Genomic DNA, 22,730 nt, shown 5'->3' on the forward strand with positions numbered 1-22,730 from the left:
CTTACAGAAGCGACCGGAACGACGCGAAAACGGCGTTCAAATCTTTGGCGAAATCCGGGTCTGCCCCGTCCCGCAGGATGGCAACAGCTATGGCGACACGGTTGCGCGGCAAATCAATGACAGTGGCCGTGAAGTTCACCCCCTTGCCATCGCGGCGCCCCGTCCCCCGAAAGACCCGGGCGGGCAACCCGCCGATGCGGATGTCGCTGGTGCTGGTAAGGGTCGGGTCTTTGACCAGAAACTTGTCGATGTCCTGCAAGTAGCGGACCCCATCCTGAATGGTTGCAACCCCTGAAGGTGAAACAAACCCCATCCAGACGTTGTCGTCCGTTACGGGGCGCAGCCCCATGACCCGAGCCACCGCACGCGGATCATCCAACCCGGTGTCTTCGATCTCACGCGGGCCGCCAGTGCGCAGCACCCAGAAATCGGGCACGTCGAATCTAAACAGAGCGCGACCATCCTCGGTATATGTCACCGGAGTGTCGGCCAGTGCTGATCCTGCCTCACCCAGCCAGACAGCGGCGCAAGCGGCAAGAATTGGAGATGATAATAAACGCATATCTCAATAACCTGATGATTTCTTCGCCCTCAGCTTGACCGCTCAAGGCGCGACTTGTCCAGCACTGCGTTGCGAAGACCCAGGAAAACCGCGTTCAGGTATTTCCCTTCCCCGCACATGTCGCCTGACTCTTGCAAGCATCACGCCCCAGTTTTTCATACAAATACATGAGTTCTATTTCGCATAGACCCCGACGGTCTGGCCGCCCGCATCATCAACGAAACGGATCGCGTCCCCGTTTTGCCAGACGTCATAGCAGGCCCACAAATCGGCAGGTGGCCATGCCGAGCAGTATTGATCCCCTCTCACCGCCCAGCGCCCGACACTGGGCCCGCCCGAGAAATACTGCGTGGTCATGCTGGCTTCGAAAACCTGCCAAACACCCGCGCCGTATTCCAGCTTCTTGCCCGCCAAGGTTGACAGGATTTCCTCTCCGGACAGTTTCTGGAAGTCTCCGGCCACTAAAACACCCGGCCAAAGGGCGAAAATCAGGGCAAACCGTCTCATACCTGTTCTCACATCTTGTTCCCTTGCGCACAGGCGGCTAAACCCCGCGCCAACGCCTCATCCCAATCACATAAAGGTGCTGCCGCCAATGATTCCCCGTTATTCCCGCCCTGACATGGTTGCCATCTGGTCGCCCGAAACGAAGTTTCGCATCTGGTACGAAATCGAGGCGCATGCCTGCGATGCCATGGCCGATCTGGGCGTGATCCCGCGCGAGAATGCAGAAGCCGTCTGGAAAGCCAAGGACGTGGAATTCGACGTCGCCCGCATCGACGAGATCGAAGCCGTCACCAAGCATGACGTCATCGCATTCCTGACCCATCTCGCCGAACATGTCGGTAGTGAAGAGGCCCGGTTCGTGCACCAGGGCATGACCAGTTCGGACGTGTTGGACACCTGCTTCAACGTCCAGCTGACGCGCGCGGCGGACCTTTTGATCGCCGATCTCGAAGGGCTTTTGGCAGCGCTCAAGCGCCGTGCGTTTGAACACAAGGACACCGTTCGCATCGGCCGCAGCCACGGCATCCACGCAGAGCCCACGACAATGGGCCTGACCTTTGCCCGGTTCTATGCCGAGATGGACCGCAACCTGTCCCGTATGCGCGACGCCCGTGCGGAAATCGCAACCGGGGCCATCAGCGGCGCCGTCGGCACATTCGCCAATATCGATCCCGCCGTCGAGGAACATGTCTGTGACAAACTGGGCCTTGTGCCCGAACCGATCAGCACCCAAGTGATCCCGCGTGATCGCCATGCGGCCTTCTTTGCGACGCTTGGCGTCATCGCCAGCAGCATCGAAAACATCGCCATCGAAATCCGCCACATGCAGCGGACCGAGGTTTTGGAGGGCGCAGAATTCTTCTCGATGGGCCAGAAAGGCTCGTCTGCCATGCCGCACAAGAAAAACCCGGTACTGACCGAGAACCTGACCGGGCTGGCCCGCATGGTACGCGCGGCAGTGATCCCGGCAATGGAGAATGTCGCGCTCTGGCATGAACGCGACATCTCGCATTCCTCGGTCGAGCGCATGATCGGTCCGGATGCCACGATTACACTGGATTTTGCGCTGGCCCGTCTGACCGGCGTGATCGACAAGATGCTGATCTTCCCCGAAAACATGCTGGAAAACATGAACAAATTCCCCGGTCTTGTCATGAGCCAGCGTGTTCTGCTGGCCCTGACCCAGGCAGGGGTCAGCCGTGAGGACGCCTATGCCATGGTCCAGCGCAACGCGTTGAAGGTTTGGGAACACCGCACCGATTTCAAACAGGAACTGCTGGCGGACGCCGATGTAACTGCCGCGCTCAGCCCCGAAGAAATCGAAGAGAAATTCGACCTCGGCTATCACACCAAACACGTTGATACGATCTTCGCCCGGGTATTCGGCGAATAACGTAGGTCTCGACGCCGCCTTCCCACGGCCCGGTCTGCATTTCACAGGCCGGGCCTTGTTTTTTGCCAGACCGCCCGAAATCGGTTATTCTGTGGATGATTTTTTGGGGAGAGGCACCATGATCCGTACCGTTCTTTGCTCACTTGCACTTGTTTGTGTGGCATCTGCCAGCTTTGCGTGCAGCGGGCATTCCAAACAGACGCAATCCTGCGCGCCCGGCACAACCTGGGACACTGAAACGCAAAGCTGCGCGAAATCCGTCAACAGCTGACGAATTTCTGTCCGACTTGTGAATAAAAGCAACCGTTCCACTGTTAGCTTTTTTGTAGATCGCACTATGATTTTGTGAGCAGCCCCGAGAACGGAGTAAGAATATGCGCCTTTTGTTAGCTTCAGCCCTCGCTTTGCAGGCCTTCGCCTTTGCCCCGGTGGTCCACGCCGCAGGCGGCGACAGCAGCAGCCCGCCGAAACCGACGAATACGACCAAGAAATGTTTGTTCGGTCGGGTCTATGACGAAGCCAGAGGCCGGTGCGTGAAACCCAACAAAACCAACCTGTCGGAAAATCAGCTTTACGACGCCGTCCGCGAACTGGCCTATGACGGGCAATACGGGCACGCGCAGGATATCCTGCGGATCATGGATCAGGACGACGACCGTGTGCAGACCTATTGGGGCTTTACCTACCGCAAGATGGGCGAGCTGGAGCTGGCGAACGTCTTTTACCAGAATGCCATCAATGCCAATCCCGACAATCTTCTGGCGCGCAGCTACATGGCGCAAGGCTTTGTAACCGAAGGCAAAACCGATCTGGCAATCGAGCAATGGCGCGAGATCAAGGCCCGCGGCGGCGAAGGGACCTGGGCCGAGACGTCTCTGCGCGAGGCCATCCGGACAGGGTTGACCTACAGCTACTGAGCTTCAGGGTTATTTAACCCAACTCCCGTTAATCTGCCCGTGGTTCGGAAAATTTGGCACTACGGGCAGATGCAGGACACAAACGCTTTGATACAAATGGCAAATGGGGGGTCTGCCCCACTTGCCGCGGGGGATGAACACGCGCCGCAAGTTGTTCCGCGAACATTGACCGGTCGGCAAAAAGCGGCCGTTGTCGTGCGCCTTCTGTTGAACGAAGGCGCCGATATTCCACTTGAGGAATTGCCAGACGACCTGCAAGAGACATTGACCCATCAACTTGGTCAAATGGGCCTTGTCGATCGCGTCACTCTAGGCGTGGTGGCCCAGGAATTCAGCGACGCTCTGGACAATGTCGGGCTTGCTTTTCCACATGGGCTTGCAGGTGCATTGGATGCGGTGAACGGAAAGATCGCACCATCGACGGCCGCGCGCCTGCGCAAGCTTGCCGGGGTGCGCCAGATCGGCGATCCATGGCAACGCCTGCGTGAGGTATCCGTTGAGGATCTTGCCAAAATGGCCCAGGCGGAAAGCACCGAGGTGGCGGCCGTCATGCTTTCAAAGATGGATACCGCACAGGCGGCGCAGATGCTGGCCCATATGCCGGGCCCGGTTGCGCGGCGCATTACCTATGCCATCTCGAAAACAACAAATGTCACCCCCGAAGCGGTTGAACGTATTGGCTGGTCGCTGGCCGCGCAACTGGATCAGCGGCCTGCTCAGGCTTTCGACAATGGTCCCGACGCACGCGTGGGCGCGATCCTGAACCAGTCGGCGGCCGCAACACGCGACGACTTGTTGAACGCATTGGACGAAGACGACGCCGAATTTGCGTATCTGGTACGCCAGTCGATCTTTACCTTTGCCCATATCCCAAGCCGTATCGCGGCCCGCGATGTTCCCGCCATCCTGCGTGAAGTGGAACAGCCGGTTCTTGTCACCGCATTGGCAGGTGCCGCCGCAGATGATGACAAAGCCTCCGTTGAATTCATTCTGTCAAACATTTCGTCCCGCATGGCCGATAATCTGCGCGAGGAAATGGCCGAACGTGGGCGCGTCAAACAATCAGAAGCCGAAGATGCCATGACACAGGTCGTGGCCGCCATTCGCGTTCTGGTCGATGCCGGTTCCATTGTTCTGATCGAAAACGATGACGAGGAAGATGCAGCCTGACCCCGCGAACCCACGGGTATTGCGCGATCCGGCCACCTGCTGCGGGTTCAGGTTTTCCGCCCGTCTGGGCGCTTGAGCTTGCAGGCATCGGGCTGTATGTCTTTCTCAGCAATTCGCAACACGCGGTGAGACACCTCCATGCCCGTTGAAAAGTCGGAGCTCAGCCGGTTTGAGCTTGGGAAATACTATGTCGCCAACCTGTTTCTCCAGGGGGTCATCCGCGTTATGCGCATGCTTCCCTATGAGCGGCGTATTGCAACGATGGGGGCCATCGTGCGGTTTCTGGCACCTGTCGTCGGGTTTCGCAAACGTGTCCGTCGAAATCTGAAGCTGACTTGCCCGGACTTGCCTGAAGCCGAAGTCAGGCAGATCTGCCGCGATGTGCCGGACAATGCCGGTCGTGCGATCATGGAACATTTTTCTCCGGAAGACTTTATCGAACGGCAGAGCAAGGCCAAGATTTCTGGGCCAGGTATCACTGCATTAGACGCGGCTGTTGCCGAGGGGCGTCCGGTCATGATGATTACGGCGCATTTCGGTCACTACCTGGCAGCGCGCATCGCCTTGCAGACATACAGCGGTCAGCCCATCGGCTGCCTGTATCGGCGGATGGCCAACCCGTATTTCAACGACGCTTATGTCGAATCCTTCTACAAGACAGGCGCCCCGATGTTCGAACAGGGGCGGCGCGGAATGGTCGAGATGGTACGCTCGTTGAAAAAGGGCGGGATCATTGCCATCGTTTCCGATCTTCATGCAATGGGCGGTGAGGAACTGATGTTCTTCGGCAAACCCGCCGTGACATCCGTGCTGAACGCCGAGTTGGCCATCAAATACAATGCCGAGCTGATTCCGTGTTACGCGGTGCGTCAGCCCAACGGTATCGATTTTGAGATCGTTCTGCACGAACCGGTTCCGCACACGGACCCTAAAACCATGACCCAGTTCACCAATGACGATCTGGAAAAGATGGTGCGGCAGCATATGGGGCAATGGTTCTGGATTCACCGTCGCTGGAAACATTGGAACGGGTTGGGCATCAAACCGGAAGAAATGCCCTGATCACTTGACCCGGGTGGCGGCAACAATCGGCCCTTCCCCGGCCCTTTGAACCAGAACGACTGCCGGCAGGTCCAAACCAAGCTGAACCGTGAATGATTGCGGTGCAGTTCCATCCCATTGCCCCGCAATCTGCCAGGCCTCAACGACATTGGCATAGTCCAGCTCGTGCCCGGCCAGCTCTCCACGACGGATCGAAGCGTGACGCAGGGGAGAATACTGAACCACATGCACGTCATAGGTATCGCCTTTCGGCAACTCGACGGGCGTCACATCCACTGTCACTTCATCGGCTGAGCGCACGGCCGTCACAAGCGCTTCGGGCGCTGCTTTCAGATGCGCTTCGATCAATCGATCAAGTTCACGGGATTGCGCCCCGACGATGTCGTGCTGCCCGTTGATCACCATCTGCGGGGTATAGATCATGGAACGCCCCCCCTCGCGGGCATAAGCCCGCTGCCGAAGCGTATGATCGGGGTTCGCATATTCGTCCTTCCACCCGATATAGTCCCAGTAGTCGACATGCAAAGCGAGCCCTATGACGTCGCCGCGCTTGGCCAAATCATGCATGATCCGATCCGCCGGCGGGCAGGATGAACACCCTTGAGACGTGAACAGCTCGACCACAACCGGGTCTTCCTCGGCCGCGACCTGTACCGCCACAAGGCAGGAAAACACGGTGGCCAAAGCAATGGATCTGAACATGTGAACTCTCGGGTTGGGCGGTTGGATCTCAGGGATAGCTGCTTTGACACTCAACAGCCAATCAAGGTTTCTTGAGGCTTTGATACATTCCCTCCGCGAAAAAGTGTACAATAGTATACAAAATTGCCTCTCATTGCGTGTTCAGCCTTGAACACGGGGGCTTGGTGATGCAGATAACACTCAGCAAATCCTAATATCCAAGTCATTTGAGAGGGAGGCCACAGATGCCCATCAAAGTCGGACAGGATACCGCCAAAACGCGCCGCAGTCTGAGCGTGAATGGTAAATCCATTTCCTATTATTCGATCCCCGCCGCGCAAGAGGCCGGTCTGGGCGATTTCTCGAAACTGCCTGCCGCACTCAAGGTGGTGCTGGAAAACATGTTGCGGTTCGAGGATGACGGCTTTTCAGTCTCTGTCGAAGATATCAAAGCCTTCGCCGAATGGGGTGCCAACGGTGGAAAGAACCCGCGTGAGATAGCGTACCGCCCTGCCCGAGTGCTGATGCAGGATTTCACTGGCGTTCCGGCAGTAGTGGACCTTGCGGCGATGCGCGACGGCATCAAGGGACTGGGCGGCGATGCGCAAAAAATCAACCCGCTGAATCCGGTTGATCTGGTCATCGACCACTCGGTCATGATCGATGAATTCGGCAATCCGCGCGCATTTCAGATGAACGTGGACCGCGAATACGAACGCAATATGGAACGCTACCAGTTCCTGAAATGGGGCCAGTCGGCGTTCAATAATTTCCGTGTCGTGCCCCCCGGAACCGGTATCTGCCATCAGGTGAATCTGGAATACCTTGCGCAGACTGTCTGGTCAGACACAGACCAAAACGGGGATGAGGTCGCCTATCCTGATACGCTGGTCGGTACTGACAGCCACACCACCATGGTCAACGGCATGGCCGTTCTGGGTTGGGGCGTTGGCGGCATCGAAGCCGAAGCCGCGATGCTGGGTCAGCCGATTTCGATGCTGATCCCCGAAGTTGTGGGTTTTGAACTGACGGGTTCGATGGTCGAAGGCACCACCGGCACAGACCTTGTTCTCAAGGTCGTGGAAATGCTGCGCGAAAAGGGCGTCGTCGGTAAGTTCGTCGAGTTCTACGGCGAAGGCCTGGACCGTCTGCCATTGGCCGACCGTGCGACCATCGCCAACATGGCGCCGGAATACGGCGCGACCTGCGGCTTCTTCCCCATCGACGGCGAAACCCTTCGTTACATGCGCAATACCGGCCGCGACGAGGACCGTCTGGCGCTGGTCGAAGCCTATGCCAAGGAAAACGGTCTCTGGCGCGACGCGGACTACGCTCCGATCTACACCGATACCCTGACGCTGGATATGGGCACGATTGTTCCGGCGATCTCGGGCCCGAAACGCCCGCAGGACTATGTTGCCCTGACCGACGCCAAGGCGGCCTTTACCAAGGAAATGGCCGAAACATTCAAACGCCCGATGGGCAAACAGGTCGAAGTCAAAGGCGAAGAATACGGCATGGAGTCGGGTAAGGTCGTGATCGCTTCGATCACCTCCTGCACCAACACCTCGAACCCTTACGTGATGATCGGAGCGGGCCTCGTGGCGCGCAAGGCAGCCGCGCTGGGGCTGGATCGCAAGCCTTGGGTCAAAACCTCACTGGCACCGGGGTCGCAGGTTGTGTCCGCTTACCTCGAGGCCGCGAGCCTTCAGGAGGATCTGGACAAGATCGGCTTCAACCTCGTCGGATACGGCTGCACCACATGTATCGGCAACTCGGGTCCGATCCAGAAAGAAATCTCGGAGGCCATTGCGGAAGGCGATCTGGTCGCCACTTCGGTCTTGTCCGGCAACCGCAACTTCGAAGGCCGCATCTCGCCTGACGTGCGCGCAAACTATCTGGCTTCGCCGCCTCTGGTCGTCGTGTACGCCCTGGCAGGCACCATGGACATTGACCTGACATCCGAACCGATCGGTCAGGACAAGGACGGCAACGACGTCTATATGAAAGACCTCTGGCCGACGCAGCAGGAGGTCGCGGAACTGGTCGAACAGACCGTCACGCGCGAAGCGTTCCAATCGAAATACGCCGACGTCTTCAAAGGGGACGAGAAATGGCAGTCGGTCGAAACCACCGATGCGGAAACCTATGACTGGCCGCCGACATCGACCTATATCCAGAACCCGCCCTATTTCCAGGGCATGGGCCCCGAACCAGGCACGATTTCCAACATCGAAGGCGCCAAGGTTCTGGCCATTCTGGGTGACATGGTCACGACCGACCACATCTCGCCCGCGGGGTCATTCGCGACGACCTCGCCCGCAGGCCAGTACCTGATCGAACGTCAGGTTCAGCCGCGTGAATTCAATTCATATGGTTCACGTCGCGGCAACCACGAGGTGATGATGCGCGGCACTTTCGCCAACATCCGCATCAAGAACGAAATGCTGGACGGCGTCGAAGGCGGTTACACCAAAGGCCCGGACGGTGAACAGACGTCAATTTATGACGCCTCGATGGCCTATCAGGCGAACGGCACCCCGCTTGTGGTATTCGGTGGCGAGCAATATGGCGCAGGCTCAAGCCGCGACTGGGCGGCCAAGGGCACGGCGCTGCTGGGCGTCAAGGCCGTAATCGCCGAGAGCTTTGAGCGTATCCACCGTTCAAACCTTGTTGGCATGGGGGTCATTCCGTTCGAGTTTACAGGTGGCGACACCCGCAAAACCCTGGGGCTGAAAGGGGATGAAACCGTTTCGATTCACGGGCTGGATACGATCGAGCCGCTACAGGAAGTCCCCTGCACGATCGTTTATGGCGATGGAACCGAAAAGACCATCACCCTGAAATGCCGCATCGATACCGCGCCCGAGATTGAATACATCGAAAACGGAGGCGTGTTGCATTACGTCCTGCGCAATCTTGCGAAGGCATCATAACCGATACCAAAGCGTGCAATTCAAACCCCCGGCCACCCGCCGGGGGTTTTTTGTATTCTGGTCATTTATTCGAAAACCTGAAACTGTTGGGCAAGGTCATCAACGGAAAACCATTCGCCATGAAGAAACCCAACGCCCTGCTGGTATGTTCGCTCAGCGTAATTGCCGTGATCGGGATATGGGGTATCGTGGACATTCAAAGCCTGGTGACCTGGGCAAGCGGCATCGTCCAGCAGACCTTCCACAGCCGCGGCTGGTTCGTGATGCTCGCCGCTTCGGGCATGTTGATCGGATGCCTGTTTCTGGCATTTTCACCCTATGGAAACATTCGCCTCGGCCGGGATGACGAGGAGCCAGAGTTTTCCACCGCCACATGGATTTCAATGTTGTTCTCCGCCGGTATGGGCGTCGGCCTGCTGTTTTGGGCTGTGGCGGAACCGCTGACCCACTTCAACTTCATCTCCGGCATGGCACCGGATTTCATCGCGGCGCAGCAGGCGATGCTGGCGACAAATTTCCATTGGGGGCTGCATGCCTGGGCGATTTATGGCTCCACCGCGCTGACTATTGCCTATTTCAGTTTTCGGCGTGGTACGGGGATGATGGTCAGTGCGCCGATCAAGAACCTGTTTCCCGATGAACGCTGGGCTGAACGCGTCGGGTGGCTTTCGGACTTCATGGCGATCATCGCCATTGCCATTGGTGTCGGTGGCTCCATGGCCATGGGCGTGTTTCAGGTGGCAGACGGCATCGCAGTGCTGGGCGGTCGGGAAACGGTCGGCGCCCTTTTGATTGGTGTCGTGTTTCTGGCAATGGTTGCTGCGTATATCCCGGCACTCATGATCGATCTGAGCCAGGGCATGGCGCGCCTGTCCAATGCCGCCATGCTGATCGCAATCGGCCTTGTTGCCTACACGGTGGTCCTTGGCCCCACCGAATACCTTCTGAATACCATCGTTCAGGGGTTCGGCGACTATGTCACCAATGTCATTCCCAGGGGATTTCAGACCTTTACGTTCTTCGGCGATGACGTCACCAGATGGTTCAGCGACTGGACCCTGACCTACATGGTCTGGTGGATTGCCTGGGGCCCGTTCGTGGGCGTCTTTGTCGCCCGCATCTCTCGCGGTCGCACGATACGGGAATTCGTGATCGGCGTCCTGTTCGCCCCCACGCTGTTTTCAATCCTCTGGTTCGGTGCCTTTGGTGGCATTGGCCTGTTCGAGGCACTCAATGGTGCGGGCGAACTGCTGGCCTATACGCAGACAAATATCGAACGCGTGACCTTCGCCTTGCTCGACCGACTTCCACATTCAATGATCACCACGCTTGCAACGGTACTGGCCGCCTTTCTGTTCATCGTGACCAGCGTCGTAAGCGCAGCCTTTGTTCTGGGCACCTTCTCGACGGGCGGGGACGAGAATCCCCCGCCGCGTGTGCGTCTGATCTGGGGGGGATTGCTGGGACTGCTGAGCGTTGCAATGATCCTTTCGGGATCCGTGGACTCGGTGAAGATCCTCATCTCGCTTGGCGCATTGCCCTTTGTCTTCATTTCGGTCCTGCTGATGGTTTGCTTGTTCCGCGGGCTCAGAGAGGAGGGCCAACGCAATGCTGATCGGTGATCTCACGGACACATTGATGAACCTTGTCACCTTCGCTTTCATCGCGGCAATGCTCTGGATATTGCTGCGCAAGTGACAGCAATCCGGCAGCGCAAAAAACAACGTTGAATCCTGGGCGCTTTGCCGGTCATCTGAGTTCATGGAAAAAGTTGCACTGATAACCGGTGGCGCACGTGGAATTGGGCGGGCAATAGTCGAAGACCTGCGCGGTGATCACCATGTCGCCTTCACCTGGTTGGCCAGCCACCCCGATTCAGAATTGCTGAAAGGTGACGTTCTGGCGGTTCAGTCTGACCTTACAAAAGACAACCAACCCAACCGGGTGGTCGAAAAGGTCATTGATCACTTCGGGCGACTGGACGTGATCGTGAACAACGCTGGTCTTGTTCGCTCCACTCCGAAACAAGAGTTTCAGGCCGCGGACCATCGCGCCATTCTTGACCTCAACGTGCTGGCCCCCGCCGCGTTGCTTGCTGCGGCGTTGCCGCATCTGAAACGCGGCGCTTCGATCGTCAGCATCTCATCGATGAACGCAACATTGCCACCGCGCGACGCCGCGACCTATGGGGCAAGCAAAGCCGCGCTGAACCTCTGGACGCGCGCCATGGCGAAAGAGCTTGGCCCGGACGGAATCCGCGTCAACGCGGTTGCGCCGGGTGCCATCAACATCCCCGAAGACCCCCGTCCTGACGATCTGACATCGCTATTCGTCAAGGAAACGGCGCTGGGCCGGATCGGAACTCCGGAAGACATTGCCAGGGTCGTTCGGTTTCTGGCCTCGGACGCGGCGGGATTCGTAACCGGAGAGGTTCTGGGCGTGACCGGAGGCTATCGCTTGTAAGATAGCTTAAACCTCGTTTTTCAAATTGCTCAACCGCCCGCAGCCTTTTCCAACGCCGGACGCAGAGTGTTTTCAATCACACGCTGCGTAATCGGGCCGGCAAAGCGCAGAATGATCGTGCCGTCGCCATCAACCACATAGGTTTCGGGAACGCCGTAAAGGCCCCAATCCAATGCCATGCGACCCTTCTCATCACGTCCAATCGCGGCGTAGGGGTCACCCAGCTCGGTCAAGAACGCTTGGGCGTTGTCCAACTGGTCTTTGTAGTTGATGCCATAGACCGGGATACCTTCGGCGGCCAGGGCCTCCAGATTGGGATGCTCGGCGCGGCATGGTGCGCACCAGCTGGCCCAGTAGTTGACCAGCTTGACCTCTCCATCCCGCAGCGTGGCGTCATCAAACAGCTTCTTTTCCGGGAACTCGCTCAGAACCACGGGCGGAGCCGGTTGGCCTTCGCGGGCAGAGGGCAACGCGTTGGGGTCTTCACGGAACATACCGATCCCGGCCAACACGGCGAAAGCGCCAAAAATCAAAGGCGGCGCGATCATCAGGGGCGATATCTTAGCCATTTCGCGAAATCCTTTGTTCGATCTTTTCCATTTCAGTGCGTACCTTGCGCCCTCGCATCACGCTGAACACGATCAATGCCACCAGCAGCACGATGGACACGGCATAAGACGACAAAACCGCGTCAGCATATTTTCCAAGATCGGGGATCATCCGCCTACCCTTTCCCGCGCCTGCAACGCCTTTATGCGCCGCGCGCGGATTTCAGTTCCGGTGCGGTACAGCACCAAAGCGATGAACAGCAGCACAAATCCGATAATGCACAGCAACAGCGGATAGAAGTAGATATTGCTGACTTTTTCTTCCGTATCGGCCCCGGTCACGGCTGCCGCGCGCATGACCGATGCACCCTGATGCAGGCCCTGGTTCCAGAAGTTGACCGCATATCGGCTGAGCAGCGCAAACACGGATCCGACCAGACACAGAACCGAAGTCAGGTCCGCCGCAGTGTCCGGATCCTCGATGGCTTCCCACAACGCGACATAGCCAAGATAGAACAGGAACAGGATCAGAAACGACGTCAGGCGCGGATCCCACGCCCACCAGGTGCCCCACATGGGCTGTCCCCAGATCGCCCCGGTCAGCAACGCAATAAGGGTCATCACGATCCCGATCGGCGCAGCCGCCCGTGCCGCCAGCGCGCTGACATGATGACGCCGCACCAGCCAGACCAGAGAAGTTGCCAACATCATCAGCCAGCAATTGATCGCCATCAGGGCCGCCGGGACGTGCAGATAGATGATCTTGACCGTCGACCCTTGTTTGTAGTCGTCCGGCGTGAAGAAGAACCCCCAGATCAGCCCGACGACGATACTTAAAATCGAGACAATCCAGAAAAACGGCAGGACACGTTCACTGGTCGCAAGAAACTTGCGCGGGTTGGCGTATTCCCAGAGGGCATTGGCTTTGGCTGCTATCGACATGGGCCCTATCTAGTCCGAGTTGGGGGTTTTCTCAATTGACATCAGTCAAAGTTGGGACGGTTCACCGCAGATTGATACGCAACACAGCCGCGCTGGCGAAGGGCAACAACGCGATGGTGGCCGCCGTGATCCCCGCCAGCATCAACAACGGCGTCTGCACGTCCATCCCCGTTGCCCCACGCCGGGCGACCTCGGCCCCGAAAATCAGGGTGGGGACGTAAAGCGGCAGCACCAAGAGCGACAACAGCAACCCGCCGCGCTTGAGACCGACGGTCAAGGCAGCGCCGAATGTTCCGATCACGCTCATGGCCGGGGTGCCGATCAGCAGCGAGATGACAAGCCAGAAGAACCCTTGCGCAGGCAGGTTCAGCAAGACCCCCAGAAAAGGTGCGGCCAGAACCAAAGGCAGGCCTGTGGTCAGCCAGTGGGCCAGCGCCTTGATGGTCACGACTGATTCCAGTGGCAGCGGCGCCGTGGCCAGCAGGTCCAGTGACCCGTCCTCCCAGTCCAGCGCCAGAAGACGGTCAAGAGACAGCAGGCAAGCCAGCAACGCCCCCAGCCAGAGCACACCGGGCGCAATGGTGGACAGCAGTGACGATTGTGGCCCCACTGCAAACGGCACCATCACGGTCACGATCAGGAAAAAGGTCAATCCCAAACCAAACCCGCCGCCCGCACGGAAGGCCAGTTTCAGGTCGCGCAGCAGAAGGGCGATCACAGGAAGCCTCCGTCGAAATCGTCAATGGGTTTGGGTTTGGCCTTGTTCGGGCCGACGTCCAGAACCTCACCATCGAGGCCAAGGTCGATATGGGTCGCGATCAGGGCTGACCCACCCTGCCCCAGATGCGCGCGGACTGCATCGGCGAACATCTGCACCGCATTTCTGTCCAGAGAAACGGTCGGCTCGTCCAGCATCCAGATCGGCCGCCCGGTGACCAGCATGCGTGCCAGCCCCAGCCGCCGTTTCTGACCTGCCGACAGGTTCCCTGCATGGCGATCCGCCAGCTCGTTCAACTGGAACGCGTCCAACGCCGTCTGGATGCCGTTGGTTCCAAAAACAGAAGCCCAGAACGTCAGGTTCTCGGATACAGTCAGCGTCGGTTTCAGCCCGTCCGAATGGGACGCATATGCAATCTGATCTTCCGCGCCCTGAATCTGACCCTTCAGCGGCGGCTGCAACCCGGCCAATGTGCGCAGAAGGGTCGTTTTACCGATCCCGTTCGGCCCACGCAGAATCAGCGCTTTGCCAGGAGGCAGCTGAAAGCTGAGATGCTCCAGGACGGGAATGCCACCACGGGTGATCGACAGGTCGGTTACAATCAGAGTCATGAGACCCGCTTATCGGAATGTCATCAGAGGCAAAAGGTGGGATTTGCCGCAGTTCGGTTGTGGGAGCTCTGAGCAGAGAGGTCCGAGTGAGGGGCCAGCCCCTCACACACCCCGGGATATTTTCAGCCAGATGAAGGGATCCCGTCAGACCGGGATCAGAGCAAGCGCTATTCGACGACCTTCAGAAAGCAAGACATTGTAGGTGCGGCACGCAGCCGGAGAATTCATGATTTCGACGCCGACACCGGCACTCTCCAGCCGGGTGCGCAAAGACTGGGGAATGTGGGCCATGTCTTTGCCCGTACCGACAAGCAGAACGTCAATTCCATCGGCCAGCTCCAGAAGTGGCTGCGCATCTTCATAACCGCCCCAGGTGGCAGGTCCTGCGGGGCCCGTCAGAACGGCGCCTTCGAACACATCACCGCCAATGCGAAAAAAACCGGGGCCATAGCCATCAACCGGTTTGGCATCTGAAAACGTAACTTGGTTCAGGCGCATTTCTTCCCTCCTTCAATCCAGGATCGGCAAGCCGGACACGACTGCTATCAGAATGACCGAATAAGCCGCAGCGCGATAGATCCGTTCGAGCTTTGGATCGAACAGAGCCTTGCCGATCAGTGTCGTGGTCAGATAGGGCAAGCCCAGCAGCAGGACAATCCAAAGGATCGACAGATCCGCAGCGCCTCCGATCAGGATGCTGAAGACGATGGCCACGTCCAGCAAAGCCAGAAAGATGATCGTGTTGGCACGAATCTTGCGTATGTCTGAAGAGCTGGCCAGATAGAATACGATAACGACCGGGCCGGTCAGTCCGGTCATGCCGCCGATCACGCCTGCGCTGCCTCCGATGGCCAGCCGTCCCGGCACACCCAGCCGCCCCTGCCAGCGCCAGCCAGTGACGATCGCCAACAGGGTCACGCCGGTGATACCGCAGGCAATCCAGCGCAGAACGACCGTGTCGGCCTGTGCCATGACCCAAAGGCCAAGCGGCACGGTTAATGCCGCTGCAACGCCCAAAGTGCTGATTTCAGTCTTGTCGCATTCACGCCATGCCTGCGGCGCCAGCGCAAAGGTCGATACGATCCCGGTAGCCGCCATCAGAAAGACGACATCGGCAATCGGCAGAAATTGAGTGGCCACCGGAACAAAGATCATCGCGGTGCCAAAACCAGTGAAGCCGCGGACAAGTCCCGCGGCTCCGATGGTAAGAACCAACCAACCCAGCCCCGGCAGGGACAAGGCCTGTTGCAACGCCTCAGGCATCAATATTGGCAAACTGGTTGCCCGCCGTGTTCGACGGCTTGGACCAGTCGCGCTTGACCCCCAGCCACAACAGGATGGTCGAGGCGACGAAGACCGATGAATAGGTGCCCACGATCACGCCCCAGATCATCGCGAATACAAAGCCGCGGATCACATCGCCACCCAGAACATAAAGTGAGATCAACGCCAGCAACGTGGTGACCGAGGTCATCACCGTCCGGCTGAGCGTCTCGTTGATCGAAATGTTCAGCACCTGTTTGAGTTCTTTCTTTTTGTACTTCCGCAGGTTCTCACGCACCCGGTCGAAAACGACCACGGTATCGTTCAGCGAATAACCGACGATGGTCAGAAGGGCCGCGATAATGGCCAGGTCAAACCGGATTTGCAGTTCCGAGAAGATGCCGATGGTCAGGATCACATCGTGAACCAGTGCCGCCACGGCCCCCAGCGCGAACTGCCATTCGAACCGTAGCCAGATATAGACAAGCACCGCGCCAATCGCCAAAGCCACCGCGATGACGGCGGTCTGGATCAACTCGCCCGAGACCTTGGGGCCGACGGATTCCACGGACACGAACTGTATGTCCGGAACAACTTGCTGCAACGCGTCCTCTACGGCGGTGATGGTCGCTGCTTCGACAGCCTCGGCATCTTCCTGCGCCTGGATGCGGATCATCGCAACGTTTTCGTCATCCGCAAAGGTTGGATCGAAAATCTCGGTGATGGTCACATCGCCCAGTTCCAGCGGGGCGATGGCATCTCGGTATGTGCCCACATCGATCTCGACCGCGCTTTGCGTCCGGATCGTCGTGCCACCCCGGAAATCAATACCGAAATTCAGCCCTTGCAGCATGAACGAGGTGAAGGCAATCACCATCATCAGGCCGGAAATGCCCAACCAGACCTTCCAGCGGTTGAAGAAATCGAACGAGGTGTTCTGGGGTACGAGTTTCAGTCTCATGTCAAACCTCGATCGTTTTCGGACGGCGGCGTTCGAACCATATCACGATCATCAGGCGCGTCACGAAGATCGCGGTGAAGACCGAAGTCAGAATGCCGAGGCCCAGAGTGATTGCAAAGCCGCGCACCGGGCCACTGCCCATGGCAAACAGGATCACGGCGGTGATGAATGTGGTCACGTTCGCATCCAGAATGGCAGACAGCGCCTTTTCATAGCCCAGTTCGATTGCGCGCGCCGGACCTTTGGCGGATTTCAATTCCTCGCGGATACGTTCAAAGATCAGCACGTTGGCGTCCACCGCCATACCGACAGTCAATACGATCCCAGCGATACCCGGCAGGGTCAAGGTTGCTCCGATCATGGACAGCAGACCGAACAACAGGCCCACATTGATGATCAGCGCGATGTTGGCGAAGATCCCGAACAGACCATAGCTGAGCGCCATGAAAACCAGTACTGCCACAAAGGCCACGATTGTGGCGACTTTGCCCGCGTCGATACTGTCCTGCCCCAACTCGGGTCCGATGGTACGTTCTTCGAGGAATTCCAAACTGGCAGGCAGTGCGCCCGCTCGCAGCAAGACGGCCAGGTTGGTGCTTTCCTCAACCGTAAAGTTGCCGGTGATGATGCCCGAGCCGCCCGGAATATGACTTTGGATCACGGGGGCCGAAATTACCTCGTCGTCCAGAACGATGGCAAAGGGGGCTCCGATATTGTCGCGGGTGTAATCCCCGAATTTGCGCGCACCAGACGTGTTGAACCGGAAGTTGACCGCAGGGCGACCGTTTTGGTCGAACGCGGGCTGCGCATCGACCAGTTCCTCTCCGGTAACGACCGGAGCGGACTCAATTGTGTAGTAAACACCGCTTTCGTCAATCGACGGCACAATTTCTTCGCCGATGCCTGCAACGGCATCCGGATCGGTGCCGCGTCCGGCAACCGGGTTAAAGGTCAGTTGCGCCGTCGTGCCGATGATCTCTTTCAACTCACCCGCGCTGCCGATGCCAGGCACCTGAATCAGGATACGATCGGCACCCTGACGTTGAATGGTCGGCTCTCGGGTGCCCACTTCGTCGATCCGGCGGCGGATGATTTCCAACGATTGACGCACTGTGCGGTCGTCTGAGGCCAGTTTTTCTGCCTCGGACAACTGAACGACAATCGTGTCGCCTTCGGCACGTGCCTCGATATCCGTTGCCCCGACACCGGTCAGGGTCTGCACTTGACGGGCAAGACCGCGCACGACCTCCAGTGCCCGCGCCATGCCCTCAGGCTGGCTGATGCGCACGCGAATCTCATCTGGGGCCGATTCCTGACGGCGGACCGTCCCAACGGTCGAACGCTCATCGCGCAGGGCGTCACGGATATCTGGCCACATCGCCTCCATCCGGGATTCGTAGACGTCCTGCACCTGAACTTCGGCCAACAGATGTGCACCGCCGCGCAGGTCAAGGCCCAGATTGACCAATGACGAGGGCAGCCAGTTCGGCCATTGCCCCGCCTCGACCTGCAACTCGGGCGTGTCCACGCCCAGCTCGATCGCAGCTTTGGCATCGTTTGATTGCTCGACCCGTGTATAAAACGCATTTGGCAGGGCCATGATCAGGCCAGTCACGCAGACCAGCCAGATCAGAACCCGCTTCCAGGTATCAATGTGCAGCATTACCCTGCCTTTTCAAGGATTTGTAAGGTGATGTTATTTCGCAGGTTCGGTTTTGTTCAGAACCTGAGCGATGGTCGATTTAACCACACGCACTTTAACACCTTCGGCGATCTCGACTTCGATCTCGTTTTCGCCTTCCTTGACCTTCGACACTTTGCCGATCAGCCCGCCCTGGGTGACAACCTGATCCCCCCGACGCACGGCATCGACCATGGCCTGATGTTCCTTCATTTTCTTCTGCTGCGGACGGATCAGCAGGAAATACATGATCGCAAAGATCAGTATAAGCGGGAGAAACTGGGCGATTGCGCCACCTTCCATGGGATATTCCTTTGTTCAGATCTTGCGGCACCGTTCCGCAAATTTTGCCGGAACCTATGCTTTGAAATGCGCGTTTGCAAGCAAAGGTGGTCATGTGATCGGCCGCAACCTGACAAAGGTGCCACATGAACCGGTCAATCGTTGCAGATATGTCCTATGCAGATATCTCAATTTGGCTATAGTCGAACATCAGGGGGGGCAATGAGAGCTAGATACAAACCATTCCAATCGTTGACGCTTTTGCTGTCTCTGCTGAGCTTGATCTTGTGTCTGGCCGCATCGGTGAAGGCCCAGGAATTGCCTGCCGAAGCCACCGAACCCGAGGCAGAAGAAACCGAAAGTTTCAAGGCACCCGTCATCGTGGACGGCGACATGTTGTTCTTCCTGCGCGGCTCCAGCGCCCTGCCCGCGCCGGAACGTGCCGAAAGCGTGCAGAACAAGATCATTGAGGTGGCCGAGGCCTCGGAAAGCCCCACGGTCGACATCACCTTTGAAGAAACCGACCTGGGTATACGCATTCGCGCCGACGGTGAAATCGTATCGATCGTTACAGTTGCAGACGCCGAACTGGACCAGATGGAGCTGGACGTCCTCGGCTTCTTGCATGGTCAGGCCATCGAAGAGGCCATCCTTGCCTACCGCTCCAACCGTACAGATCAAGCCCGGGTATCCGGAGCGATTGAAGCCGCGGGATGGACCTTAGGTTTTGTCGTCTTCGTGCTGGTTATCCTTTGGCTTCACCGGCGGATCAGGCGGCGCACTCTGAAACTGGTAAAGCGTTATTTGAAGGATGTCGAAACGGCGACGGCCAAAAGCGTTCAGGCCGAAGCAATCGCCGCCCTGATCCGATACGGGCTGAATTTTGCCCTGTTGGTCATCTTCTTTCTCGGCTTCTACTACTACCTGTCCTTCGTTCTACTGGCCTTTGCGGAAACACGCTATTTCGCGCAACTGCTGCTTACCTATCTGACAGAACCGGTACTGCTGATATTCAAGGGAATACTCAGCTATATCCCAAACCTGATTATGCTCAGCCTGATCGCATGGGTCACTTTGTACATAATCAAGGGCATGCGCGTGTTCTTCGACGCGGTCGAAGCCGGTTCGTTCGAAATGGGCGATTTTGAAAAACACTGGGTCAATCCGACGTTCAACATCGCTCGGGTTATCGTGATTCTGATCGCGCTCGTCTTTGCTGTTCCCTACATTCCCGGTTCGGATTCGGCCGCCTTCCAGGGTCTGACCATTCTGGTCGGCGCCATGCTGTCGCTGGGTGCCAACTCGGTCGTGTCCAACATGCTGGCAGGGCTGTTCGTGATCTATCGTCGTTCCACGTCAATCGGCGACCGCATTCAGATCGGAGAGCATATCGGCGACGTGGTTCAGATCAAACTGATGGAGACGCATCTGAAATCCATCAAGAACGAGCTGATTTCGATCCCGAACGCCCAATTGATGAATTCGGACGTCGTGAATTTCTCGAAGAAGACCGATGGCAGTGGGTTGCTGCTGCACACGACTGTTGGCATCGGATATGAAGAACCGCCCGAAAAAGTCGAAGCGATGCTGATCGAGGCGGCCAACCGCACCAAGGGGATCAAGGCCAAGCCTGAACCTTTCGTGTTGTGGACGGCGCTGGCCGACTACGCCATCAATTATCAGATCAACGGTTACACCACTCGCGGCAGCATCATTCCCAAAATCCGCTCGGACCTGCATCGCAATATTGTCGCCGTTTTCAACGAGAACAAAGTGCAGATCATGACGCCATCTTACATGGCTGATCCGCCAGAACCAAAAATCCCGGCGGATGAATGGGATGGTCATCTGGCACATGAATCGCACGAGGAAGCGGATAAGTCGTAACCGGCGCTACACCCTGCCCCACAGATGGTGCATAAGCGGTTTCAGTGATTCACGCATTCAAGGATCTGAGACATGCACGACATCCGCGCCATTCGCGAAAACCCTGCCGCTTTCGACGCCGCTTTAGCGCGCCGTGGGGACGCGCTGGTGTCGTCAGATTTGCTCAGGTTGGACGAAAGCCGCCGCGCCAAGATTCTGGCGGCCGAAACAGCGCAAGCCGAACAGAACAAAGCGTCCAAGGAAGTCGGGGCTGCCAAAGCTCGAGGCGACGAAGCCGAATTCGAACGCCTGCGCGCGCTGGTCGCCGAGAAAAAGGCCGAAATCGCGCGCATGCAGACCGAGGCCAAGGATCTGGATGCCCTGCTGACGGATCAGTTGATCCGGATCGCAAATCTGCCCGCCGAGGATGTGCCGGATGGCGTGGATGAAAACGACAATGTCGAGATCAGCCGCTGGGGCACACCGCGTGAACTGGATTTTGCGCCCAAGGAACACTTCGAGATCGAAGCCGTTCAGCAAGGCATGGATTTCGAAACCGCGGCCAAACTCTCGGGTTCGCGATTTGTGCTGTTGTCCGGTGGAGTCGCTCGTATTCATCGCGCTTTGGCGCAGTTCATGCTGGATACGCATATCACCGAAAACGGGCTGACCGAGGTGAATGGCCCGGTTCTGGTTCTGTCCGAGATGATGCAGGGCACCGGCCAATTGCCGAAATTTGGCGAAGACAGCTATCAGACCCGCGAAGGCTGGTGGCTTATCCCGACCTCCGAAGTGTCGCTGACCAATATCGTAAACGACAGTTTGATCGAGGAAAGCTATCTGCCCCGTCGCTACACCGCGCATTCCCTGTGCTTCCGGTCCGAGGCCGGATCCGCGGGCAAAGACACCCGCGGGATGTTGCGGCAACACCAGTTCGAAAAGGTCGAGATGGTTTCGATCACGCATCCGGACAAATCGGATGAAGAACAAAAGCGCATGCTGCGCTGCGCCGAGGGCATTCTGGAAAAGCTGGGCATTCCTTACCGCACTGTCATCCTGTGTACCGGTGACATGGGCTTTGGCGCCCGCCGCACCTATGATATCGAGGCCTGGTTGCCCGGTCAGGACACCTATCGCGAGATCAGCTCGGTTTCGACCTGTGGTGATTTCCAGGCCCGCCGCATGAACGCAAGGTTCCGTCCCGAAGGTGGCGGCAAGCCGGAATACGTCCATACGCTGAACGGTTCGGGTTTGGCCGTTGGGCGTTGCCTGATTGCAGTGCTTGAAAATGGCCAGAACGCGGACGGCACCGTGACCCTGCCCGAAGTCCTGAGCCCCTATCTGGGCGGCAAACTGACCCTGCAACTGGACGGCACACTAGCCTGAAAAACGAAACCGGCACCACCGGGCGCCGGTTCACAATGCAAGACGGGGCGAAGGAATTTATTTCTTCGCCTTTTTCTTATCCTTCTTGCTATCTTTCTTCTTGTCACTTTTGTTCTTGCCCTTCTCGGCGTCTTTTTTGCCCTTCTTGGCGTCTTTTTTCTTTTCGTCCTTTTTCGATTTTTTGTCCTTCTTGGACTTTGCTTTCACCTTATCCTTGGCCTTGGAAAACGCTGCTTCCATTTCTTTGCGTTTCTTGGCGGCTTTTTCAGCTTTCGCCTTGGCCTTGGCCTTTTTCTTGGCGGCGGCTTCGGCTTTTTCGGCCGCCGCTTGTTCCTCTGCCGCTTTGCGTGCAGCTTCTTCCGCCCGTTTTTCTGCCGCTACAGCGGCCACGGTCTTGCGCGGGGCGGCTTTTCGTGTCGCCGCCTTTCGGGCGGCTGGTTTTGCGGCTGCTGGCTTCCGTGCCGCTGGCTTTCGTGCCGGCGCCTTGCGCGCGCCAAGTTTACCGGCAGTGGGTGTTGCGGCTATTGCGGCTTTTGCGGCTTCGATCAATACGGCGGCTCGGCTCTCACCAACCCGAGGAACCTTGACCAGATCTGCCGGTGACGCCTTCGCTATCGCTTCTGCGGTCTTAAAGCCATTGGCTGCAAGGGCTTTTTCCAGCGCCTCTCCCACACCTTTTACGTCGGTCACTGCAGTCATCTAAGGGTCCTTTCTCTATCGCCCTGCCTCATCGCGTATACATTGGAAATGCATGTCCGCCAGTTCAGCGCTTGCCTTCTCA

The 22,730-nt window shown here is 57.8% G+C and carries 23 protein-coding genes; 9 read left to right on the forward strand and 14 right to left on the reverse strand.

What is annotated here, in order from left to right; all coding sequences use genetic code 11:
- Position 1: 1 nt before the first annotated feature.
- Both GS620_RS05125 and GS620_RS05130 read right to left on the reverse strand, forming a co-directional pair.
- Complete coding sequence (locus GS620_RS05125; protein WP_171614391.1) at positions 2-562, reverse strand: hypothetical protein; 561 nt, start codon at positions 560-562, stop codon at positions 2-4.
- A 174-nt stretch (positions 563-736) separates the two neighbouring features.
- Entirely contained in the window at positions 737-1,069 is a 333-nt protein-coding gene (locus GS620_RS05130; RefSeq protein WP_171614393.1) for a hypothetical protein, read from the reverse strand.
- Positions 1,070-1,157: 88 nt separating this feature from the next.
- Between GS620_RS05130 and purB the strand changes: the two genes are divergently transcribed.
- The 4 genes from purB (at position 1,158) to GS620_RS05150 (ending at position 5,611) form a co-directional block, all read left to right on the forward strand.
- Positions 1,158-2,462, forward strand: a complete 1,305-nt coding sequence (purB, locus tag GS620_RS05135; protein ID WP_171228076.1) for an adenylosuccinate lyase — start codon at positions 1,158-1,160, stop codon at positions 2,460-2,462.
- Positions 2,463-2,836: 374 nt separating this feature from the next.
- A complete protein-coding gene (locus GS620_RS05140; protein ID WP_171614395.1) occupies positions 2,837-3,379 on the forward strand; it encodes a tetratricopeptide repeat protein in 543 nt (180 codons plus the stop codon).
- Positions 3,380-3,475: 96 nt separating this feature from the next.
- Positions 3,476-4,549, forward strand: coding sequence for a flagellar motor switch protein FliG (locus GS620_RS05145; RefSeq protein ID WP_253283800.1), 1,074 nt, complete (start codon positions 3,476-3,478; stop codon positions 4,547-4,549).
- 138 nt (positions 4,550-4,687) lie between these two features.
- Complete coding sequence (locus GS620_RS05150) at positions 4,688-5,611, forward strand: lysophospholipid acyltransferase family protein (protein WP_171614397.1); 924 nt, start codon at positions 4,688-4,690, stop codon at positions 5,609-5,611.
- Here the strand turns inward: GS620_RS05150 and GS620_RS05155 are convergent, their stop codons facing one another.
- Entirely contained in the window at positions 5,612-6,313 is a 702-nt protein-coding gene (locus GS620_RS05155) for a thioredoxin family protein (RefSeq protein WP_171614399.1), read from the reverse strand. It lies immediately after the preceding gene.
- Positions 6,314-6,537: 224 nt separating this feature from the next.
- Here GS620_RS05155 and acnA point away from each other — a divergent pair, with 224 nt between their 5' ends.
- From acnA to GS620_RS05170, 3 genes are all read left to right on the forward strand, one after another.
- Entirely contained in the window at positions 6,538-9,228 is a 2,691-nt protein-coding gene (gene acnA, locus GS620_RS05160; protein ID WP_171614401.1) for an aconitate hydratase AcnA, read from the forward strand.
- Between the two features lie 119 nt (positions 9,229-9,347).
- A complete protein-coding gene (locus GS620_RS05165; protein WP_171614403.1) occupies positions 9,348-10,850 on the forward strand; it encodes a BCCT family transporter in 1,503 nt (500 codons plus the stop codon).
- 139 nt (positions 10,851-10,989) lie between these two features.
- Positions 10,990-11,691 (forward strand): SDR family NAD(P)-dependent oxidoreductase, encoded by a 702-nt coding sequence (locus GS620_RS05170; RefSeq protein WP_171115317.1) that lies wholly within the window; start codon positions 10,990-10,992, stop codon positions 11,689-11,691.
- 29 nt (positions 11,692-11,720) lie between these two features.
- Here the strand turns inward: GS620_RS05170 and GS620_RS05175 are convergent, their stop codons facing one another.
- The 10 genes from GS620_RS05175 to yajC form a co-directional block, all read right to left on the reverse strand.
- Positions 11,721-12,260 carry a DsbE family thiol:disulfide interchange protein gene (locus GS620_RS05175; RefSeq protein WP_171231406.1) on the reverse strand — a complete coding sequence of 180 codons (540 nt, stop codon included), beginning with the start codon at positions 12,258-12,260 and terminating at the stop codon, positions 11,721-11,723.
- Positions 12,253-12,411 carry a heme exporter protein CcmD gene (gene ccmD, locus GS620_RS05180; protein WP_171115312.1) on the reverse strand — a complete coding sequence of 53 codons (159 nt, stop codon included), beginning with the start codon at positions 12,409-12,411 and terminating at the stop codon, positions 12,253-12,255. Before ccmD ends, GS620_RS05175 begins: the two co-directional genes overlap by 8 nt.
- Positions 12,408-13,181 carry a heme ABC transporter permease gene (locus GS620_RS05185; RefSeq protein WP_171614405.1) on the reverse strand — a complete coding sequence of 258 codons (774 nt, stop codon included), beginning with the start codon at positions 13,179-13,181 and terminating at the stop codon, positions 12,408-12,410. Before GS620_RS05185 ends, ccmD begins: the two co-directional genes overlap by 4 nt.
- A gap of 61 nt (positions 13,182-13,242) precedes the next feature.
- Positions 13,243-13,899 (reverse strand): heme exporter protein CcmB, encoded by a 657-nt coding sequence (gene ccmB / locus GS620_RS05190; protein WP_171614407.1) that lies wholly within the window; start codon positions 13,897-13,899, stop codon positions 13,243-13,245.
- Positions 13,896-14,510, reverse strand: coding sequence for a heme ABC exporter ATP-binding protein CcmA (gene ccmA, locus GS620_RS05195; RefSeq protein ID WP_152458363.1), 615 nt, complete (start codon positions 14,508-14,510; stop codon positions 13,896-13,898). The genes ccmB and ccmA overlap by 4 nt, the downstream gene beginning before the upstream one ends.
- Before the next feature lie 144 nt (positions 14,511-14,654).
- Entirely contained in the window at positions 14,655-15,008 is a 354-nt protein-coding gene (locus tag GS620_RS05200) for an Mth938-like domain-containing protein (protein WP_171614409.1), read from the reverse strand.
- Positions 15,009-15,020: 12 nt separating this feature from the next.
- Entirely contained in the window at positions 15,021-15,785 is a 765-nt protein-coding gene (locus GS620_RS05205) for a TSUP family transporter (protein ID WP_371809771.1), read from the reverse strand.
- The gene (gene secF, locus GS620_RS05210) at positions 15,766-16,734 is read right to left on the reverse strand and encodes a protein translocase subunit SecF (RefSeq protein ID WP_171614411.1); all 969 of its coding nucleotides are present in this window, start codon (positions 16,732-16,734) and stop codon (positions 15,766-15,768) included. Before secF ends, GS620_RS05205 begins: the two co-directional genes overlap by 20 nt.
- Position 16,735: 1 nt before the next feature.
- Complete coding sequence (gene secD / locus GS620_RS05215; protein ID WP_171614413.1) at positions 16,736-18,397, reverse strand: protein translocase subunit SecD; 1,662 nt, start codon at positions 18,395-18,397, stop codon at positions 16,736-16,738.
- A 33-nt stretch (positions 18,398-18,430) separates the two neighbouring features.
- Positions 18,431-18,718: a preprotein translocase subunit YajC gene (gene yajC / locus GS620_RS05220; protein ID WP_152458368.1), complete on the reverse strand. Its 288-nt coding sequence runs from the start codon at positions 18,716-18,718 to the stop codon at positions 18,431-18,433.
- A gap of 201 nt (positions 18,719-18,919) precedes the next feature.
- Here yajC and GS620_RS05225 point away from each other — a divergent pair, with 201 nt between their 5' ends.
- Both GS620_RS05225 and serS read left to right on the forward strand, forming a co-directional pair.
- Positions 18,920-20,584, forward strand: coding sequence for a mechanosensitive ion channel family protein (locus tag GS620_RS05225; RefSeq protein WP_171327979.1), 1,665 nt, complete (start codon positions 18,920-18,922; stop codon positions 20,582-20,584).
- Positions 20,585-20,656: 72 nt separating this feature from the next.
- On the forward strand, positions 20,657-21,949 hold the full coding sequence (gene serS / locus GS620_RS05230) for a serine--tRNA ligase (protein ID WP_171614415.1): 1,293 nt from the start codon (positions 20,657-20,659) through the stop codon (positions 21,947-21,949).
- A 57-nt stretch (positions 21,950-22,006) separates the two neighbouring features.
- Here serS and GS620_RS05235 read toward each other — a convergent pair whose 3' ends face one another.
- Complete coding sequence (locus GS620_RS05235) at positions 22,007-22,648, reverse strand: helix-hairpin-helix domain-containing protein (protein ID WP_171614416.1); 642 nt, start codon at positions 22,646-22,648, stop codon at positions 22,007-22,009.
- Positions 22,649-22,730: the final 82 nt, after the last annotated feature.

The organism is Ruegeria sp. HKCCD6428, assembly GCF_013110595.1.
In the GTDB taxonomy this organism is placed as follows: Bacteria; Pseudomonadota; Alphaproteobacteria; order Rhodobacterales; family Rhodobacteraceae; genus Ruegeria.

Coding starts and splice junctions, on each gene's coding strand:
- GS620_RS05125 (WP_171614391.1), bottom strand. CDS start 562: ATGCGTTTATTATCATCTCCAATTCTTGCCGCTTGCGCCGCTGTCTGG.
- GS620_RS05130 (WP_171614393.1), bottom strand. CDS start 1,069: ATGAGACGGTTTGCCCTGATTTTCGCCCTTTGGCCGGGTGTTTTAGTG.
- purB (WP_171228076.1), top strand. CDS start 1,158: ATGATTCCCCGTTATTCCCGCCCTGACATGGTTGCCATCTGGTCGCCC.
- GS620_RS05140 (WP_171614395.1), top strand. CDS start 2,837: ATGCGCCTTTTGTTAGCTTCAGCCCTCGCTTTGCAGGCCTTCGCCTTT.
- GS620_RS05145 (WP_253283800.1), top strand. CDS start 3,476: ATGGCAAATGGGGGGTCTGCCCCACTTGCCGCGGGGGATGAACACGCG.
- GS620_RS05150 (WP_171614397.1), top strand. CDS start 4,688: ATGCCCGTTGAAAAGTCGGAGCTCAGCCGGTTTGAGCTTGGGAAATAC.
- GS620_RS05155 (WP_171614399.1), bottom strand. CDS start 6,313: ATGTTCAGATCCATTGCTTTGGCCACCGTGTTTTCCTGCCTTGTGGCG.
- acnA (WP_171614401.1), top strand. CDS start 6,538: ATGCCCATCAAAGTCGGACAGGATACCGCCAAAACGCGCCGCAGTCTG.
- GS620_RS05165 (WP_171614403.1), top strand. CDS start 9,348: ATGAAGAAACCCAACGCCCTGCTGGTATGTTCGCTCAGCGTAATTGCC.
- GS620_RS05170 (WP_171115317.1), top strand. CDS start 10,990: ATGGAAAAAGTTGCACTGATAACCGGTGGCGCACGTGGAATTGGGCGG.
- GS620_RS05175 (WP_171231406.1), bottom strand. CDS start 12,260: ATGGCTAAGATATCGCCCCTGATGATCGCGCCGCCTTTGATTTTTGGC.
- ccmD (WP_171115312.1), bottom strand. CDS start 12,411: ATGATCCCCGATCTTGGAAAATATGCTGACGCGGTTTTGTCGTCTTAT.
- GS620_RS05185 (WP_171614405.1), bottom strand. CDS start 13,181: ATGTCGATAGCAGCCAAAGCCAATGCCCTCTGGGAATACGCCAACCCG.
- ccmA (WP_152458363.1), bottom strand. CDS start 14,510: ATGACTCTGATTGTAACCGACCTGTCGATCACCCGTGGTGGCATTCCC.
- GS620_RS05200 (WP_171614409.1), bottom strand. CDS start 15,008: ATGCGCCTGAACCAAGTTACGTTTTCAGATGCCAAACCGGTTGATGGC.
- secF (WP_171614411.1), bottom strand. CDS start 16,734: ATGAGACTGAAACTCGTACCCCAGAACACCTCGTTCGATTTCTTCAAC.
- secD (WP_171614413.1), bottom strand. CDS start 18,397: ATGCTGCACATTGATACCTGGAAGCGGGTTCTGATCTGGCTGGTCTGC.
- yajC (WP_152458368.1), bottom strand. CDS start 18,718: ATGGAAGGTGGCGCAATCGCCCAGTTTCTCCCGCTTATACTGATCTTT.
- GS620_RS05225 (WP_171327979.1), top strand. CDS start 18,920: ATGAGAGCTAGATACAAACCATTCCAATCGTTGACGCTTTTGCTGTCT.
- serS (WP_171614415.1), top strand. CDS start 20,657: ATGCACGACATCCGCGCCATTCGCGAAAACCCTGCCGCTTTCGACGCC.
- GS620_RS05235 (WP_171614416.1), bottom strand. CDS start 22,648: ATGACTGCAGTGACCGACGTAAAAGGTGTGGGAGAGGCGCTGGAAAAA.